Source organism: Burkholderia sp. SIMBA_051 (assembly GCF_046534915.1).
Taxonomy (GTDB): domain Bacteria; phylum Pseudomonadota; class Gammaproteobacteria; order Burkholderiales; family Burkholderiaceae; genus Burkholderia; species Burkholderia ambifaria.
In genome coordinates this window covers 1-243 of the sequence record NZ_JAWRXS010000748.1, presented here as the reverse complement: position 1 = coordinate 243, position 243 = coordinate 1, and the positions used below count along the sequence as shown (strand labels likewise).

1 protein-coding gene is annotated in these 243 nt (G+C 60.1%); it reads right to left on the bottom strand.

Annotated features, from left to right (window positions below; translation table 11 throughout):
• Window positions 1-243 (bottom strand): ATP-binding cassette domain-containing protein (locus SB771_RS36470; RefSeq protein WP_410722220.1); only part of this gene is annotated, 243 nt, incomplete at both ends.

Here is a 243-nt window from a genome sequence, read left to right as displayed (position 1 = left end):
CACTTCGTTCCACAGCGCTGCCTTGGTCAGCGCCCATTCGACGCGGTCGTCCATCTCCGAACGCGACAGCGTTTCGAACATCTTCACGCCGAATGCGATGTTGTCGTAGATCGACATCGGGAACGGGGTCGGCTTCTGGAACACCATGCCGATGCGCGCGCGCAGAAGCGAAATATCGCGCTTCGTCGTGAGCAGGTTTTCGCCGTCCATCAGGATTTCGCCTTCGGCGCGCTGCTCCGGATA